The organism is Arenibacter algicola (genome assembly GCF_018860365.1).
GTDB lineage: Bacteria > Bacteroidota > Bacteroidia > Flavobacteriales > Flavobacteriaceae > Arenibacter > Arenibacter algicola_B.
The window spans coordinates 244,649-262,908 of record NZ_JAHKPO010000018.1 but is presented as its reverse complement, the minus strand read 5'-3'; the positions used below and the strand labels follow the sequence as shown (position 1 = coordinate 262,908).

Annotated in this window: 12 protein-coding genes; 10 read left to right on the top strand and 2 right to left on the bottom strand. The window is 38.2% G+C overall.

Annotation, left to right across the window (positions count from 1 at the left end):
- The first annotated feature begins 6 nt into the window (after nt 1–6).
- From KO529_RS16630 to KO529_RS16605, 6 genes are all read left to right on the top strand, one after another.
- Complete coding sequence (locus tag KO529_RS16630; RefSeq protein WP_215948990.1) at nt 7–1,518, top strand: hypothetical protein; 1,512 nt, start codon at nt 7–9, stop codon at nt 1,516–1,518.
- A 176-nt stretch (nt 1,519–1,694) separates the two neighbouring features.
- Nucleotides 1,695–3,344 (top strand): SulP family inorganic anion transporter, encoded by a 1,650-nt coding sequence (locus tag KO529_RS16625; RefSeq protein ID WP_215948989.1) that lies wholly within the window; start codon nt 1,695–1,697, stop codon nt 3,342–3,344.
- Nucleotides 3,345–3,799: 455 nt separating this feature from the next.
- Entirely contained in the window at nt 3,800–7,807 is a 4,008-nt protein-coding gene (locus KO529_RS16620; RefSeq protein WP_215948988.1) for a hypothetical protein, read from the top strand.
- A gap of 694 nt (nt 7,808–8,501) precedes the next feature.
- A complete protein-coding gene (locus KO529_RS16615) occupies nt 8,502–9,458 on the top strand; it encodes a c-type cytochrome (protein WP_215948987.1) in 957 nt (318 codons plus the stop codon).
- A gap of 202 nt (nt 9,459–9,660) precedes the next feature.
- On the top strand, nt 9,661–10,197 hold the full coding sequence (locus KO529_RS16610; RefSeq protein WP_252734438.1) for a CIA30 family protein: 537 nt from the start codon (nt 9,661–9,663) through the stop codon (nt 10,195–10,197).
- 221 nt (nt 10,198–10,418) lie between these two features.
- Nucleotides 10,419–11,822: a sialate O-acetylesterase gene (locus KO529_RS16605; RefSeq protein ID WP_215948986.1), complete on the top strand. Its 1,404-nt coding sequence runs from the start codon at nt 10,419–10,421 to the stop codon at nt 11,820–11,822.
- A 274-nt stretch (nt 11,823–12,096) separates the two neighbouring features.
- Here KO529_RS16605 and KO529_RS16600 read toward each other — a convergent pair whose 3' ends face one another.
- Nucleotides 12,097–12,480 carry an SRPBCC domain-containing protein gene (locus KO529_RS16600; RefSeq protein WP_215948985.1) on the bottom strand — a complete coding sequence of 128 codons (384 nt, stop codon included), beginning with the start codon at nt 12,478–12,480 and terminating at the stop codon, nt 12,097–12,099.
- 245 nt (nt 12,481–12,725) lie between these two features.
- Between KO529_RS16600 and rlmF the strand changes: the two genes are divergently transcribed.
- Nucleotides 12,726–13,574 (top strand): 23S rRNA (adenine(1618)-N(6))-methyltransferase RlmF, encoded by an 849-nt coding sequence (gene rlmF / locus KO529_RS16595; RefSeq protein WP_215948984.1) that lies wholly within the window; start codon nt 12,726–12,728, stop codon nt 13,572–13,574.
- 168 nt (nt 13,575–13,742) lie between these two features.
- Here rlmF and KO529_RS16590 read toward each other — a convergent pair whose 3' ends face one another.
- Nucleotides 13,743–14,810 (bottom strand): tyrosine-type recombinase/integrase, encoded by a 1,068-nt coding sequence (locus tag KO529_RS16590; protein WP_215948983.1) that lies wholly within the window; start codon nt 14,808–14,810, stop codon nt 13,743–13,745.
- 168 nt (nt 14,811–14,978) lie between these two features.
- Here KO529_RS16590 and KO529_RS16585 point away from each other — a divergent pair, with 168 nt between their 5' ends.
- The 3 genes from KO529_RS16585 to KO529_RS16575 all read left to right on the top strand — a co-directional run bounded on the left by KO529_RS16585 (nt 14,979) and on the right by KO529_RS16575 (nt 18,224).
- A complete protein-coding gene (locus KO529_RS16585; protein WP_215948982.1) occupies nt 14,979–15,536 on the top strand; it encodes a hypothetical protein in 558 nt (185 codons plus the stop codon).
- Between the two features lie 454 nt (nt 15,537–15,990).
- Nucleotides 15,991–16,860, top strand: a complete 870-nt coding sequence (locus KO529_RS16580; RefSeq protein ID WP_215948981.1) for a S1 family peptidase — start codon at nt 15,991–15,993, stop codon at nt 16,858–16,860.
- 473 nt (nt 16,861–17,333) lie between these two features.
- Nucleotides 17,334–18,224 carry a hypothetical protein gene (locus KO529_RS16575; protein WP_215948980.1) on the top strand — a complete coding sequence of 297 codons (891 nt, stop codon included), beginning with the start codon at nt 17,334–17,336 and terminating at the stop codon, nt 18,222–18,224.
- The last annotated feature ends 36 nt before the right edge of the window (nt 18,225–18,260 follow it).

The following is an 18,260-nucleotide window of genomic DNA, read 5'->3' as shown; positions in this document are numbered from 1 at the left end:
CACACCATGGAAATAACCAAAACTTCCACATACTACCTTTTATTGCTTTTAGTGGTTATGCTCGGCAGTTGTAAAAAAGAAACCGAGAAAAAACCGACCCAAATTAATACTGGAGAGTTATTATTCAATTCTTCCAACAAGGAATTGGACAAGGCTTTCAGCTGGGCAAAGTACAAGGCCCTGTCCTACGCCCATGATAATGATGACCCGGTTGGGTACTGGTATGAAGCTGCACTGCCCGACCGTGAAGCGTTTTGCATGCGAGACGTGTCGCATCAGGCTATTGGGGCAGAAATTTTAGGGCTGGGAAAACACAATTTTAATATGTTCCTAAAATTCGCCCAAAACATTAGTAAGGAAAAAGATTACTGTAGCTATTGGGAAATTAACAGGTATAATAAACCTGCGCCCGTCGACTACGAAAACGATCAAGATTTTTGGTATAACCTGCCTGCCAACTTTGATGTAACCTACAGCGCCAATCGACTTTATAAATGGACCGGAAACAAAGATTACCTGGAGAACCCAGATCTGATAAATTTTTATGAACTGAGCCTTAATGAATATGTTGACCGTTGGGAATTGGGTTCGGACAAAATCTTAAACCGAAGTCGCTCCCTGCATACACCCGAGAATCTTGAAAAAAGCAGGTTTGGAAATAAAAGGGGAATCCCTTCCTATAATGAAGGTGGTAGAGGGGAAACAATTTTAGGTATAGATATGACCGCGTCCATCGTGGCCGCATACAGGGCCTACGCAGAAATGTTACAGCTAAGGGGCAATCTGTCCCTATCTGCAGAATACATGGAGAAGGCCAAACAGGAACAGGAATTCCTAGATCATTTTTGGTATGATAACGAAAAGCAGGAATATCGTTCCATTCTTTATGACAATGGGAACTTTGATTATTTTATGGTAGGGGAAGATCAGGCTTTTTTGCATTATCTATTTTATTTTGATGCCATCCTGGACGATTCTAAAATTTTGGATCTGGTAGAGAAATACGAGACCAATTTTAGTAAATTAATAGTAGAACTAAAATCCTATTTGCCTATCATATTTTATGAAAACGGCAAGTCTGAATTGGCCAACAAGATGATCATTAATTTGTGCAGTCCCCTAAATGCCAGACGGGCCTATCCAGAAAATTCCTTTACAGTAATTGAGCATTTAACCCGAGGCTTGATGGGTTTAGAGGCAGATGCCGCCACTAATGGGTTTGTGAGTTTTTCTAGGTTGGAGAAAGATTTGGAATGGGCTGAAATGGACAACGTTCCCCTACTCTCCAATATAATTGGTGTAAAACATTTTGGAAGGACCAAAACCATAGCCCACAATATAAATGGGGAAACTATAAAATGGACCGCTAAAATACCTGGTACCCATGAGTTTTTATTTGTGAACGGTACAAAAACAAATTGTACCGTAGAGAAAAATACACCACAGCCTTATTCTTATCTTAGCATAGACCTGAAAGAAGGCGAAAGTGCCACCGTCTCCACAACTCTACAATCCTAATTAAAAAAATGGAACTGCTTAATATTAGTAATATAATGTTACAACGAAATAAAATGATTATTGTCATATTTCAAAAGAAAAAATCGCCCTAGGTTTATGCCCGCTTATTACTATCATAAAATGTAATATACCTTGAAAACCTCACTGAATACCCTTGACTACCATTTGATTCTATTATGAACAAAGAATTTATTCCTAAGTTGTTCTCTCTTTTAAAAGAGGGAATTTCCAAGGAAACCATTACAAAAGATGTACTTTCTGGACTTATTGTGGGCATAGTAGCCCTTCCTTTGGCAATCGCCTTTGCCATAGCCTCCGGTGTTTCGCCGGAAAAAGGAATAATAACGGCTATTATTGCCGGGATAATAATTTCGGCCTTTGGGGGCAGTAGGGTCCAAATTGGGGGCCCTACCGGAGCATTTATCGTAATTGTCTACGGCATTGTCCAGGAATTTGGTGTTAATGGGCTAACCATAGCCACTTTTATGGCCGGATTTATCATCATAGGCTTGGGACTGGCCCGACTAGGAAATTTATTAAAATTTATTCCCTACTCCCTGATCGTAGGCTTTACCAGTGGTATAGCCTTGATTATTTTCTCCTCCCAAATCAATGATTTCTTCGGACTTAACATAGCCAAGGTACCCGCCGATTTTATGGATAAATGGGTGGTCTATTTTGAAAATATGGACAAGATAAATGGGTATGCCATTGCAATCGCTGCCGGGACGGTCATTATTACCCTATATTTTCAAAAGTTGATAAAGAAAATACCCGGTTCCATTGTGGCCATCCTATTGTCTACTATTGTGGTACAGGTTTTTGGAATTCCCGTTGATACCATTGAAAGCAATTTTGGGGAAATCCCTAATCATTTGAGCATGCCCAGCCTTCCCAACGTGGATTATGCAACGGTGAAATCGTTGATACAGCCAGCTTTTGCCATTGCCCTTTTGGGCGGTATAGAATCCCTACTGTCCGCTGTGGTTTCCGACTCCATGATAGGTGGTAAACATCGTTCCAATATGGAACTGATAGCACAGGGTGCTGCCAATATATTCTCGGCCATCTTTGGGGGTATCCCCGCCACTGGAGCCATTGCAAGAACGGCCACCAATGTAAAGAATGGTGGCAGAACACCCATTGCGGGTATAGTACATGCCGTAGTTCTACTGTCCATAATGCTTTTATTTGCTCCGTATGCCAAGTTGATACCCCTTTCCTGTTTGGCTGGAATATTAATGGTTGTGGCCTATCATATGAGCGAATGGCGGCAATTTAAATCTATTTTAAAGGGAAATAGAATGGATATCATCATCCTACTAACCACATTCTTCCTTACCGTAATCTTCGATCTTGTTATAGCCATCGAAATTGGAATAGTACTCTCCAGTTTTATGTTTATGAAAAGAATGAGCGAAGCTGTCCTTGTTGAAAAAATCACTTCGGATAATATTAACGGGGAACATTTGTTCGACGATGAATTGTTGGAGCTCCCCAAAAACGTGCTATTATATGAAATTAACGGACCTTTGTTTTTTGGTGCGGCACGGCAATTTCAGGAGACCATATCCAATACCCATTTACAACCAAAGGTCATTATTATTAGAATGCGTTATGTTCCCTTAATCGACGCCACCGGATATCAAAGCTTAAAGGAGATCATAAAATCATATAAGGCCAAGGGGATAAAAGTAATCCTTTCAGGTATTAACGAAGAAACCAGTAAGGATTTCGAAAAGAATGGAGTGTTCATGTTATTGGACAAGGAGTATATATTTAAAAATATTCATGAGGCCTTGGAAAAGGCCAAATCCTTTAATTAATCTTCTATAAATATCATAGATTTAAGACTTGCTTATTTGCAATTCTATTCTAAAATTCCTTTCTAGATTCAGTAGCACCTTGGTAACGCAACATGTGGTATAATGACGTAAATCCCGCAAATAATTAAACGGAATATTAGGTGGATTATCTATTTACAAAATAAAAGACCCATTAGTATTTCCTTGAGATTAACTTCACATAGCCCCTACTCAAATACTAGGGATAAATTCCTACAAAGCATCTTTCCTTTATACGGATATAGTAAATCGTAGTTAATGTTACATATGTTGCATGATTGGTTACAGATTTGGTATGATATAAAGATTATGTTGGTTAACTTCTCCTTGCTTAAGAATTGGTAAGCAGCATTCCGCAAATTTATTCCCCGAAAGCGACCCTTCGTGCCCACTTATTAATTTGTAAACATATTACTATTAAAGAAAAACCTTAAATTATGAGAATAGGCAGCGTTAATATTGATTCAATTTTGAAAGATGAAAAAGCTCGACTTCCAATTGGGAAAATTTTACAATTACCCGTTAGCAATATGGTGAATGTAACACAGGATATTGAGAACTCTTTAAAGCTAATAGGAATCAACAACATTTTTGATCTTGGTACTTCCAAAATATTCAAGGCCACAGAAGAAATCACCTTGGCTTCCTCCGACCCTGATACCTTATATGCCAAGTTGGGATTGATTCCTTCAGATATATTAAATAAAGATGCAGAAGGTAAACCAGCATATGAACTTGTCAATGAAAGTATAGAAATATTAGAAGGTGTAGGACAAAAAAGTAAGGAAAAGTTGGTAAAGGCCTTGCACTTGGATACCATTAGGGAATTTTCCCTCTGGCCACCATATCTCAATGCAAAACGCTTGGTCAATGATGCCTATAATCCCGAAACAAGTGTTCATAGCGATCCCGACGCCCCGGCTGAACTGTTACCTACGGGAGGAAAACATGCTACCGAAACTCTTAGTTACCAAAAAATATTTATTGATCAAATTGATGAAGCTATAGGAACTGTTGAAGAGAATATCACAGAATTAACAGACGGTGCACATCAAATAGACATTCTTACATCATCCAAAGGGAAAAGCGGTTTCAGCAGGCCGGCCAAAGGATCTGTACTGACCTTTACCCAAACTTGGACACCACATGCGCTATCGCTTGGCCAACTTCTACATAGTATAGGTCTTGCACCGGGCGAAAGCACCAAAGTAGCCATTATTGAGTGGTCCAGAAAGGAGTCTGGGAGTATGGAAGAAGAAATAAGACAAACAGAAGGTTTAACGGCTGCATCTGAACAATCGCGGGCAATTGAAGAAGTACAAAGCGCCGTAGCCACAGAAGTACAGAATGGATTTTCAGCTTCCCAATCCTTCGCGAAAACCAAAACCGGAGGTTTTTCTGCCGGACTAACTCTTGGGTCCTTGGGCCTTGGGGGTTCACATGGTAGTTCCAAAACTTTCGGTTCTGCCATTTCAGTATCCTCCTCAACGGGCAGACGTGATATTTCGGCTGAAATGAGCCAGGATATAACGGCGAGTACCAAACAAAATTCAACCTCGGTCCGTAATAAAAGGGCAGCCGTGGTGAGGGAAGTAAAACAGGAGGAAAGGGAAGAAATTCGTACCCGTGTAATTACCAATTATAACCATTCACATGCACTTTCGGTACATTATTACGAAGTGGTTCAGATTTATAAAACACAGGTAAAATTATCAAAATACGATCGATGCATTTTTATTCCAATGAAACCATTTGAATTTAACGATGTTCGAATCATAGACCGTTACAGGACAGTTTTGTACAATGGGGCACTAACCAGTTTTACAAGAGAACTAATCGAAAAGGCCAGTGGGGATATCCAGGCCAAAATAAAATTAGACTTGCGCTATGGGTCTAGCACCTTGAATTTCCCACCTGACTGCAAATTGCGTTTTATCAAAAATATGTTCGGTAACGCTGACTTAAGAAAAAGAACCAAAGGCGCTAGAGTTCAATTGGACGATAATAGCGTACTAATTTTTTCTCAAGATGACTTGGGATACATTAAAATTGACCCGGCAATTCCCATTGATAGAATTAAAAAAATTGAACTTGAAACAACTTCCTCGGAAAATACAGAGTATACTAAGGCTGAATTCATGGTGAATGCTATTTTGGGCGACCGTATGGTCAATCAACGGGTGGCATGCAGGCTTCCAGGGACTTCAGGCACCATTTTGTTTTTTGAATTCAAACAGCCTGAATTTGATAAGCAGCTTTCTGAACTGCTAAACGAAGAGAAGCTCTATTATAGTCAGTTAATTTGGCAAAATCTTACAGCTGATGAAGTCGTAATGAGATTGGCACATTATAATTATGAGGGACAGCGACTTATAGAACAAATAGATGCGGTTCCCCTTACCACCTATGGGAATTATATTGTATTTCGTTGGTATCCAAAACCAATGAATGTGAACAACTTGATAAATGCGGAAGCTTCTTTGGAGGCAAGGCGTCCTATTCTAAGGGAAGGTCTTGAATTTAATGTGCCAGACCTAACCAGAATCAAAACCGATTGGGCATGGGAACAATGGAAGAAAAAACACATTGATTTGTCTAAGACCGAAGAAGCTTTTATACCTCTACCCACCGAAGGAGTCTTTACCGAAGCAGTTCTAGGTCGCTATAACGCTTCCGAAAAATTGGATATAACCCGCTTCTGGGATTGGCAAGAATCACCAATTCCACATCAAGCTCCCGACATAGCCCCTATTCAGGCAGGTTCCCGAGCCACCGATGACGGTTTAACATCCCCTAGGTTGGAATCTCCAATTGTCAATATTCAAAATCCACAACCCCTACCCGATCCAGCTGGAGTGGGTGCCGTACTCAATGCAATTACTACTTCAAATATATTTAGGGATATGAGTGGTATGCAGCAGACAGCTGCTCTATTGCAGCAAGGCATTGACACTACAGGCCAAGCGGCAGTTGCGGGAGCATCGTTGGCAGCGCAGAACATGAAAACCATGGCCGATCTTGAAGCAGCAAAAATAGGAGCCGTACGTGATGTGCTCATGGCCTATATGGGTGGTTCTGCCAAAGGCAGCAGTGGTAGCAACTCCCAAGTTGGAGCCATGATCAATCAAGGGAAAAAAATGGACGAACAAAAACAAGATTCTTCATCAAATTCTTCTGGGACAGGCTCTGGTAGTACGGGAACAACTACTTCGGGAACTTCAAATAATTCTACTGGGACATCTGGCGGCACAAGTCAAAGTCATGAAGAAGATGCTTTTTACTCAGCAGTAAGCCCTAATAGAATATCGGGTAATAGTGTTACTTCCAATCCTAGTACAAACAATAATCAGCCATCCAATCCTGCAACACAAAACTCGGCAAACACGCTTCCCCTTGAGGAAAGGAAAAATTCTTTGGAGTCCCAATTTATAATTGAGAAAGTTGGAACAACAGGCAATCACAATGGGGCAATACCAATGTTTGCATGGATAGTATATGACTTTGGCGTTAATAATGCTGATCCGCTCATTGATAATAATGCCAAAGGGCCATTTTCTATTCGCAATCAATTAAAAGAGCGATATCAGGAGCTTATTGATCAAGATATCTGGATAGACATCGAAATCTACGGATACACCGATAATTCAGGTTCCAACGCAACCAATCAAAAGTTGAGGAGTAATCGGGCAATAAAAGCCTCCCAAGCTTTCATTCCTACGCCAGAAGGTCGAAAAGCAAACTGGGTTAAAATTGAGGACAATACTATGGTCATAGAGAACGAAATCAATCTAAAACGAATTTCAGGAGCACCTTTGGATTATTATTTAGCAGACAACAATACCCCTGAAGGACGTAAAAAGAATCGCTCCATAATAATTAAGGAGATAGCCATGCATAATGTAACAGCACCTGGCGGTATACGTTTAACAGATCAGGAAGAGAATAACAAAAGAGATGAGATAGCGGATAAAATAGATGCAATAAGAAATACTAACAATAAATATGATCTTTTTAAAGTAAGGGCCTATGACTTATGGCTAAATCCATCCGCAGATTTAAGAATTTTTACCGAACATGATGTAACCATGGCAATTCTAGAAAACGTCGATCCAGATGTTGAATTATATCCTTGGAACCCGTTTGACGATAATGGCCCTTCGATAGCAAGTAATGTGTTAAAATATGTCACCGATTATCGTTCGGAAATTAACCTAGACCTTAAAAATAAAAACAAAAATGTAGAAAATGTTCTTGCTACCTTCGAGAATCTATTTAGAGAGCTTTTTAATGGGGTGTCTGCTATGAACAAGCATTTGGATGCCGTCTCTGGAATTTCAAACAATCCATATTACGCGGGTATAAGAATACGGGATTGGATAATTTCCCAACAGCAGGGAAGAAATACAGCGTACCATGTAGCTCTTGAGTTTGCTGAAGATAACTAACAAATGTTTTGTGTAAATTCAATAATTGCGATTACAAAAACTTGAATTAACATTAGTAGTTTATTGCGACCAATTGAATTCTGTCCAAAATTGACAAAATGCTGTTTACATCACCATTGTTGTCTTTATAAAACTACGAAAAGATAAATGGTTAATCTGGAATTAGTACTTTACAAATTCTTAATTATAAGTTTCAATAAAATATTTTTCATCTCGCGTTTACATTGCCTATAATTTTGCAAAATTGCGCAAAATTGAAATAAGTTCTCATTTTCTACGCTCAAAAAACCGGTAATTCTTTTTCTCGGAGTTACTTCAATTAGCCCTTCACAAATAATGGAGAGAAAATCAGGCATAAAAAAACTCCTACAACTATCTGATTAAAAGTAGATTGTTGAAAAATTCGTTATCGTTTAATTGAAAAATTTACTAATTTTAGTACATACCAGGTAGTATACAATGATAACATCCAACAACTATGCCTACTGAAAAACCAACGTACAACCAATGATAAAATTCGCTCGTTAAATTAATCCCCAACATTTTAGAATTTAATACTGTACAGTTTCTACGGTGTATTACGTAAAAGAATACCGAGGTAGGCAATATTGGCAAAGGTTAGTAGATAGTGATTTTAAAAAAATAAAACGTTCCCAAATATTGAGTACACTTTGTTTAATTAATTATAATTAAGATGAAAAAAGTATTTAAAATTGTTGGTATCGGACTAGGAGTTATTGTTCTATTGATTGCTATCGCCTTGATCTTTATCAGTGCCAGCGATATTCCTTCCTATGAAGTTGAAAAAGTTGATTTTAGGGTTAAAAGTAGTCCGGAGGCCATTGCAAGGGGTGAAAAATTGGCCATTATGTTGTGCGCCAGTTGCCATTTAAATCACCAAACCAACAAACTTACCGGACAAAAAATGATGGATGCCCCACCGGAATTTGGAGAAATTTATTCCCAGAACATTACCCAGGACAAAACCTATGGTATTGGGGAGTGGACGGATGGGGAACTGGTATATCTACTAAGAACGGGAATAAAAAGGGATGGAAAATACAGTCCACCCTATATGGCCAAACTGCCACATATGGCGGATGAGGATATCAATGCTATAATATCGTTTTTAAGGTCGGACCACCCTATGGTCAAAGCCGACCCAACTCCCGATACTCCTCCCAAACCTTCACTATTGACCAAACTCCTATGTAGGGTTGCCTTTAAACCCCTTCCTATGCCCAAAGAAGCAATTCCCCTGCCAAATGAAAACGACCCTGTGGAATTGGGCAAATACCTGGCTCATAATCTGGATTGCTTTTCCTGCCACTCGGCCGACTTTAAAACCAACGATTTTTTAAATCCGGAACTAAGTGATGGGTATTTTGCAGGGGGCAATAAACCCTTGGATCTACAGGGAAGGGTAATGCTCACCACCAACTTAACACCGGACAAGGACACTGGCATTGGCAACTGGACCAAGGACGATTTTATCAATGCCCTTAAGTATGGGCAGAAAAAGGGTGAAAAGGCCCTGACCTACCCCATGCTGCCCTATCCTCAACTTACCGATGCCGAAGCCGGGGCCATTTTTGAATACCTACAGACCATACCTCCTATAAAGAACAAAGTGGAGCGGTCCATATACTAAAATGTAAAGCCGAATCCTAAGCCTGTGCAAATCTGTCCATTATGTAAGCTAGGAACTAAACTTGGGCCTTATGTTGCATTTTAAAGGAATTGTTACGGGCTTGGTAAATGATGCCACCCAGCCCGTATTAATATTATTCCTAAATGCCGTAATTGATCATGGTCTTTAGCTTAAGTTGTCGTAAATTACCTAAAGGCGAATTATGAAGTATCTTTTGGCCACTTTAGTTTTTATGACACTTATGACCTCAAAAATAATTTTCGATTTCAACAAAGATTCCAGCATCAAGAAATGGAGAATTGTGAATGATGGGGTCATGGGCGGCCTGTCGGTAGGAAGCTTTACCTTGAGCCCTGACGGACATGGATTATTTGCGGGCAAAATCTCTTTGGAAAACAATGGTGGATTCTCTTCCGTCCGTTACCGATTTGATAAGCTACAGGTAACCAAAGACAGTTACATTGGCATTCAGCTCAAAGGCGACGGCAAAGACTATCAATTTAGGGTAAAGGACAATGCCGGCAATTATTATTCCTATACCACTACCTTCCCGACTACAGGGGAATGGGAAGAAATCAAAATTTTACTCAGGGATATGTATCCTTCTTTTCGGGGTAGGAAATTGGACCAACCCAATTTTTCAAAAGATCATATTGAGGAAATTGTTTTCCTGATCGGGAACAAAAGAACTGAACACTTTAAACTGTTGATCGATAATATAGCATTGCATCAATCATAGTCCTAAGCCCAGAAAATGAAAGAATATTAAATGCCTTTTTTATTCAATCATAATTAAACTTCAAACCATAACACTGCGCAGCGTTGATAAAATTCCGAACTTATTGAAACCATAAATATTTGTTACATTTATCCGAGTGCTATTTCCTTACGGAAAATACCAGCGTATTTTTTTAAGGAACATTTTAATAACAACCTTATAATCCATTTTTTTAAACAATTATGAAAGTATTGAAAACTTTATTATTGGCATTGCTCTTAAGTACTGTCACCGTCTCTTACGCCCAAATTGAATTACCATCTTTTTTTGGAGATCATATGGTATTACAGCAGAAAGACAATGTTTCCATTTGGGGAACCGACAAACCGAACACTAAAATTAAAATAATAGGAAGTTGGGGAGAGGAATCTACGGCAACAGCCAATAGTCAGGGGCAATGGAAGTTGAAGATGAAAACCCCATCCTATGGCGGGCCCTACAAACTTGTTATAAAGGGCAGCAATGAAGTGACGTTCAACAATGTAATGATCGGGGAAGTTTGGCTTTGTTCCGGCCAGTCCAACATGGAAATGCCCGTAAAAGGATTTAACAACCAACCCATAGATGGTAGCGGAGAGGCCATTTTAAACTCCAAAAACAACCAGATACGTTTGTTTACCGTAAAAAGAGCATCAAGCCTAGAACCTTTGGATAAAGTGGAAGGCCAATGGGCAGAGGCCAGTCCGGCAACCGTGAGGGACTTTAGTGCTACCGCTTACTTCTTTGGAAAAAAATTGAATACCCTATTAAACGTTCCCATTGGTTTGATACATACGTCTTGGGGCGGGTCCAGTGTGGAAACCTGGATGGACAAGGAGACGCTTTCCCAATTCAGTACCATAGAGCTTCCAAGTAAACTTCCCGAAGGAGCACCACAGCGCACCCCTACCCTATTGTTCAATGCCATGATCAACCCATTGGTGGGTTACGGTATTAAGGGAGCAATCTGGTACCAAGGAGAATCCAACAGAGGCAGGGCCGAGGAATACAGTCGACTCTTCCCCACCATGATCAACACCTGGAGGGAAAAGTGGCAACAGGGCAAGTTTCCCTTTTACTTTGTACAAATTGCCCCCTATGGTTATAACGATGGCAATGCAGGCTTTGTTAGAGAGGCACAATTGCACACTATGAAAACGGTTGAAAATACCGGAATGGCAGTAACCATGGATATTGGGGATTGTGATTTTATACACCCAAGGGAGAAAAAATTGGTGGGCGATAGATTGGCACTATGGGCACTATCCAAGGATTACGGCATGGAAGGATTTGCCTATAGTGGTCCAGTATACAAAGAAATAGAAGAAATTAAAGAGGGCAAGGTAAAGTTGTCCTTTGATTATGTTGAGAACGGTCTCTCGAGTTACGGTCGGCCCTTGACAGGATTTGAAATTGCGGGAGCGGACAAAGTTTTTCATCCTGCCGAGGCCAAAATTAACGGGGACAAGAGCCTTAGTGTTTGGGCAGAAGGGGTTACAAATCCCGTCGCCGTTAGGTATGCATTTAGCAATTGTGAGGCTGGCAGCCTGTTCAATACGGAGGGCTTACCTGCCTCCTCGTTTAGGACAGATACTTGGAAGGAGTAATTGATTAAAATATATTTTGAATTTATACTTTCATTTTACTCAAGCGATTGTTTTGTATCAGTTTTCGCGAATCTTCGATATAGTTCATTGATTTCTGCTTGTTATTTGAAGCTATTTATGAACCTTCGGTTTGTTTGCTTGTCCAACCCTTCGAATCCGCTCAGGGTACGGCCATGACATTTAAGACTATTGGGCGCAAGAAAATAATATGTTTTTCTGCGCCCAATTTTCTTTAAGAATACTATGAAATATATCCGGTGCTTTTCAAAACTCCTTAAAATTCAAAATACGCTTTCATAGGTTCAAAATAATGTTCCTGCCACCCCTGAATATAGTGTTCGCCATCTTGCGGAACATTGCTATGTATCAAGGTCAATTCGGTTACACCATCTGTCTCTGAAAGTACAACCTCAATTTGCGAATCATCCTCGTCTTCATTAAAATTATCACTTCGCCAGGATTGCACAATTTTATGGTAGGGTTCCAAAATTAGATTCTCTCCCTTAATATACCCGTCCCATGCGGTAAACGGATCACCAACCTTATCGGAAACGAAGGCCTCCCCTCCGGTCATTTTGGTGTGTCCCTGGGTACTAAGCCATGCCTTATAAATTTGTTTTGCCGTGGTATTAAATGTTGTTTTTAAGGTAAATTCCATAGGTGAGGTTTTTTGGTGTGATTAAATAGCTAACCCGATTCTTAAATTTACTAAATAATTTTTGGCGAGTTTAATTCTTTATGGCAATAATGAACCACAGCCATTTATTGTTGCCCAATACCCATGCCCACAGAATCTATTATGACTCTTGTGACATTGAACTTTTTAGAATAAGTGGTACCCCAGGAAAGAAATGTCGATTTAGATAAGCTTTTGCTAACTTTGCCCTCTTAAGAACCATACCCGTGCATCCAAAAAATCCGTTTTCCGAAGCCTACGATTTTGATTTGCTTATTCGGCATTCCCCAGAACTAAGGAAATTTGTTTTTGTAAATGAGTATGGCAACCAAACCATAAAATTTGGAGATCCTCTGGCGGTAAGGGCTTTGAACACAGCCCTATTAAAAGCACACTATGGACTTGACTATTGGGATATTCCGGAGCAGAATCTCTGCCCCCCTATTCCTGGACGCTTGGATTACCTTTTGCATATAGCTGACCTGATTCCGAAGCCCACAATCCGTTTATTGGACATTGGCACCGGAGCCAACCTTATCTACCCTATTTTGGCTACCTGTCACTTCCATTGGCAGTGCGCGGCCAGTGAGGTAGATCTGGATGCCTTAAAAAATGCCCAGGAAATTATTGACAGAAACAGCGTATTGGCCAACATAGCCCTTAGGAAGCAAGGTTTTAAAAACAGCATCTTGGAACATATAATTAAGCCTGATGATGAGTTTGACGTGGTGGTCTGCAACCCACCATTTTTTAAGAACCGCACAGATGCCGAAAAACAAAACCTGCGAAAGGTGCGGAATCTGCAATTGGAGGACAGGGAGCGCCTAAATTTTGGGGGCTTGGCCAACGAGTTGTGGTACAAGGGTGGTGAGGAAGCATTTGTAAAAAAGATGGCCGAAGAAAGCATGCAATTCCAAGACCAGGTACATTGGTTCACCTCCTTGGTATCCCAAAAAGAAAACCTTAAAAATATAAAAAGGGCCATTAACAAGACGCAGCCTACAGAAGTCAAGGTGATAGCTATGGAACAGGGCAATAAAAAGAGCAGGTTTGTGGCCTGGACTTTCAACAAATAAATCTGTCGCAATCCAAAACTATTCTATATATGTTATTGGGGATATACAGTCTAGCTTCAAAACAACTGGTATTCATTAAAAGTTAAACCCTGTCTTGTTTAAGTAAGCGGCCCACAAGTCAAAATCCTATAGTTCTTCACTTGCCTTTAACCTTCGTTTAATGTAGCATTATAATGAATCTAACGGACTTTCTATATTGGCAAGCCTACGTGGTGTTACCTTTGTATACACCTGAGTGGTCTTAATAGAACTATGTCCTAAAAGTTCTTGGATAAACCGCATATCGGTACCGGATTCCAAAAGGTGGGTTGCGTAGCTGTGCCTAAGGCCGTGAACCCCAATATTTTTTTTGATACCTGCCCTTTTCATGGCCTCTTTAAATACCTTCTGTATGCTACCCCTGGAATATTGTCCCCCGTACCTGCCTTCAAGCAAATACTCCTTGGGATTATATTCCTTATAATACTTTCTGAGTTTTGGCAATAGCGTTACGGGTAGCGGTACCATCCTATCTTTCTTTCCTTTTGCACTACGAATATGCACAACCATTCTAGAGCTATCAATGTCATTTATTTTAAGAGCAATGACTTCTGAAACCCTAAGTCCCAGTCCATAGCAAAGTTCCAGGGCAATGCGATGTTTTAAATTTTCAAGCTGTTTAAACAACTTTGCCACTTCACTCTTAGCCAACATTTTAGGTAAGGTCGCTGGTTTTTTAGGCCTCGGAATATCAAAAAAGAGTTGTGGCCTGTATAATACTTTTTCAAAATAAAATTTAATGGCATTTATTTTACCGTTCATTTTTCGTTCCCCCATTTTTTCCTGGTAAACACAATAGAGAAAATAATCCTTTAATTTTTTGGGTGTAAGCTCATCCACAGGATAATTTTTGATCAACTGAAGTAAATGAACAAATTCGGCAATATAGATCCGAATGGTGTTTGGACTAAGCGCTTTTAACCTAAGCTGATCATAATACCGTATAAGGGCAGTTTGGTTAACAGGAGCTATTTTGGGAAGTTGTTTTGTAATAAATGGTCGCTGCTCTATATTCAAGGCTTTTCTAACAGCGGGTATATCCGGTAGATACCAAGCTTTATTGGTTTTGCTCCATTTTGCAGAGGCAAAGCGTTCTCTAAATTGTTGTACCAAATGCGGTTTAAATGGAAAAATAACCAATATTACATCTTTGTTTCTATGCACAACAGGTTTAAAAGTATATTGGGAAAAATCCATTCGTCATTAGGTATATCAATATACTGTAAGATACAAAATGATATATAAAATGACAACTTTTAAAAACCATCCTATCTATTTATGCATAGGAGTTAAGGAGGTATACCATTATTTTTATATCTTAACCTTTAATTACACATATATATGTGTTGTGCCCAATTAAAGCCAATGAATGAATCGAATTTTAAAATTGACCAACCTGAATCTGATTTGAGTTGGGGAACATTAATAATGAAATACATAACACTGTTCTCTTTAGGATTAGTGGCTCTTTGGGTTTTAGGATTATCAACTCCGTTTTGGAGGAGAAATCGATATCTAGATAATAAAAACTCAGTTTTTGAATCAATGGTAGCTTCACCATATTTATGGACTATAATATTCGGATTGGTAGTAATTGGAATTTTAGTATACAGAGCAAGTAGAAAATATAAATTTGGAGAGGTTTTCGAAGTAAAATTTGATGATGGAGAAAAAACTATTATGACCAAATCGGTAAACCTTCTTAATAATAAAACTAGAACAAGAAAGATTCCATACGACCGACTAACCTTCATTTATAGCGAACAAGAAAACTCTCTGTTTGGCCACCAAAGGATCATTGAAATATATGAACAAATGGACAAAGTACATGTAATAAATATGGACTTGACTGGCTGGGTTAGACATGACCGAATAGAGCTTTTGATTGATAAAATAAAAAACTGGGCACAACACGGTGTATAATTAATTGCTGGCCGATTTCCTAAACGGAAATCACTGCAATTAATTATCTTAGAACTGGCGGACACTTTCCTGCGGAAATGTCCGCAACTAATCATACACTAGACCGTTAGCAAACATTTTGCCCAAGTATTTAAGTTTGTGTTTACTCAATAATTCTATCCTTAAAAATTAGCTAAAAATCAAGTATTCTTCCTAGAATATAAAAGCTGTAAATCGTTTCTTAGGTGTTAGTCATAAATTTGATACATATATACCTTCAAAACGTAGATAGTACAATAGCTTTTTCTTACTTTGGCGAGATTGGAAATTTTAAATACATCCCTGAATTATAGTTGTTTATAACTGTTAAGAACTTGGTTTCTCCTCTTCTGATTATTATGCTACTTTTATATTTTTTAGGAAATGAGATGTATTCATATAAAAATTATTCACTGATGAAACTAACAAATTTAATATGAAAAATTTCTTTTGGCTTTTACTTACTTTTATGGTTTCAGATTTTTCTTATGCTCAAGAGGTAATAACCGACAGTAGTATTTTAAATCAAAACGTAAGAGACACAATAAACATAGACCAATTTTCTACTGTTTCGCTTTTTTTAAAAACCTCAAAAAAAATAAATGGCAAATACATTCCAACAACTACAGCCACAGGTTTTATCTACGAAAAAAACGGAATAAATTATTTGATAACTAATTGGCATGTTGTAAGTGGAAAGCACCCAAATGGAAAAGCAGAGGTAAATAGTGAGGGAATTGACATTTCTAATCCCGAAAAACTAGAAATTTATTTCCACCGAAAAACATTAGGGGAATGGAAGACTGTCGAAATAGATTTATATAAAAAACAAAAACCTATTTGGCTTGAGCACCCTAAAGGGAGTGCAGTTGATGTTGTTGCTATTCCATTAACCTTCAAAGGTATTGATAATATCTTATTGAAATTATATCCTATCAATGAAGTTAAATTTAACGATGATATTTTGATATATCCTTCAATGGATGTTAGCATTATTGGGTTTCCTTACGGATTTTCAAGTTTTGGAAAATTACCTATTTGGAAAACTGGACAAGTTTCAACTGATTATGACATAAATATTAATGAATTACCATTATTTTATATAGATGCTTCTACAAGGGGTGGTATGTCAGGTTCTCCTGTTATTTGCAGAACGTCGAGTTACAATACTAAAAATAGTTTTGTTATTTCCGCAGGCGCTTATGCGCAAAAATTTTTAGGAATTTATTCTGGAAGACTTATGCCAGGAGATTCTGACATTGGACTAGTTTGGAAAGCAGAATGTTTAGATGAAATTATTAATTAATTGGTAATAAAGTGAATATTAGAAAGGTAAAGGGCATCATAAAATACACTTTGTAATTAAAATAATACTACAAACACTAATTTTTTGAACAACCGAAATACGTATCTAGATTTAGTGTTTCTGAAATAAAAACGTTTGCTAACAATACCTAAACGTAATGCGGACTTTAGGGCAATACTGAAAGGTCTGTGTATATTTATGAAGTCGCTAAATCTTTGGGATTTAGCTTTGGACAAAAAAAAGAAAAAGCAAAACCAAAAGCTTTAGCTTCGTGCTCAGACGGAAACGACAAGTTTCCTTGCCTCCGCACTACGCTTAGCCGAACCGTTGTAAGCAAGCTGAAAAGCCAGCCGCACAAACAGCACATGTGGTTTTTTGCCGATACATAAGCCAAAGCAGAAAAACCAAAAGAGCTGTTTTTTGCCAACGCTCGAAAAAAAGAAAATATATTTGAAAGAAACGTATTTTGACAAATGACAATTTTAAACGAAGAATATTATCAAGCATTATGGAAAAAATATGACGGGATTATTACCCTGAACCTAACTAATTCAAATACTGCTGACCTTTCAATAAAATTCATTTTAGACTTTTACCGAAAAAACCAACCTATCCATATTAACTTTCAAAACTCAAAAGAAACAATCCTTGAAATAGGAAAACAATTGTTTGTTGAATTTGCTAATGATATTTTCCTAAACCATTATGATTTACCTGATTTAAAAAAGGGAGATAGACTTAGAGATTTACGAACTCATAGAGATGGAAAACAACACTACGCAATTATTCAAAGGATTAGTAATAACACTTATTTCCTTCAAGACACTAAAAACAAAGCTATTTCACCTTTCAAATATGACAAACTTGTTAAGTTCTTTCTACCCATTGAACAAAGGTCGAGGCAATTGAGAGATTATACCAAATTTTTTTCTGAATTAAATGGAGGGAAAAAAATGGACTTTACACCCACTAATTTTGAAAGTAAAACTGTTTTCGTTGCCAAAAAACCTCTTTGGGATTCTTTGCCTAATAAAAACAAAATTCCTTGTGCCTATTTGCCAAATCCGAGAGAAGAAAATCATACTTCTACAACTAAATCAATTCCAGCTTTACAAGACTGTTTAGCATTTTTTACACCAAAGTATGAGGTTTGTTATCAACAAATTCTATTAAAAGGAGAAAAAATCAAGACAGTTATTGTCTTTGATACCGAAGCTGATAAAATTGAACAAATACTTCAAGACAAATCTCGATTTGGTTTCAATTTAATAATTGTATCCAACAGTTATTTGCCTCTAAAAAATGAGGCTATTCCTTGTTGGAATTGGTTCAAAGAAGAAATTGAAATTGTAGATGCCTTATGATTAATTTCCGAAACATACCAAACAAAGAAATAGAAG

Coding starts and splice junctions, on each gene's coding strand:
- KO529_RS16605 (WP_215948986.1), top strand. CDS start 10,419: ATGAAAGTATTGAAAACTTTATTATTGGCATTGCTCTTAAGTACTGTC.
- KO529_RS16585 (WP_215948982.1), top strand. CDS start 14,979: ATGAATGAATCGAATTTTAAAATTGACCAACCTGAATCTGATTTGAGT.
- KO529_RS16630 (WP_215948990.1), top strand. CDS start 7: ATGGAAATAACCAAAACTTCCACATACTACCTTTTATTGCTTTTAGTG.
- KO529_RS16620 (WP_215948988.1), top strand. CDS start 3,800: ATGAGAATAGGCAGCGTTAATATTGATTCAATTTTGAAAGATGAAAAA.
- KO529_RS16590 (WP_215948983.1), bottom strand. CDS start 14,810: ATGGATTTTTCCCAATATACTTTTAAACCTGTTGTGCATAGAAACAAA.
- KO529_RS16575 (WP_215948980.1), top strand. CDS start 17,334: ATGACAATTTTAAACGAAGAATATTATCAAGCATTATGGAAAAAATAT.
- KO529_RS16610 (WP_252734438.1), top strand. CDS start 9,661: ATGAAGTATCTTTTGGCCACTTTAGTTTTTATGACACTTATGACCTCA.
- KO529_RS16615 (WP_215948987.1), top strand. CDS start 8,502: ATGAAAAAAGTATTTAAAATTGTTGGTATCGGACTAGGAGTTATTGTT.
- KO529_RS16625 (WP_215948989.1), top strand. CDS start 1,695: ATGAACAAAGAATTTATTCCTAAGTTGTTCTCTCTTTTAAAAGAGGGA.
- KO529_RS16600 (WP_215948985.1), bottom strand. CDS start 12,480: ATGGAATTTACCTTAAAAACAACATTTAATACCACGGCAAAACAAATT.
- KO529_RS16580 (WP_215948981.1), top strand. CDS start 15,991: ATGAAAAATTTCTTTTGGCTTTTACTTACTTTTATGGTTTCAGATTTT.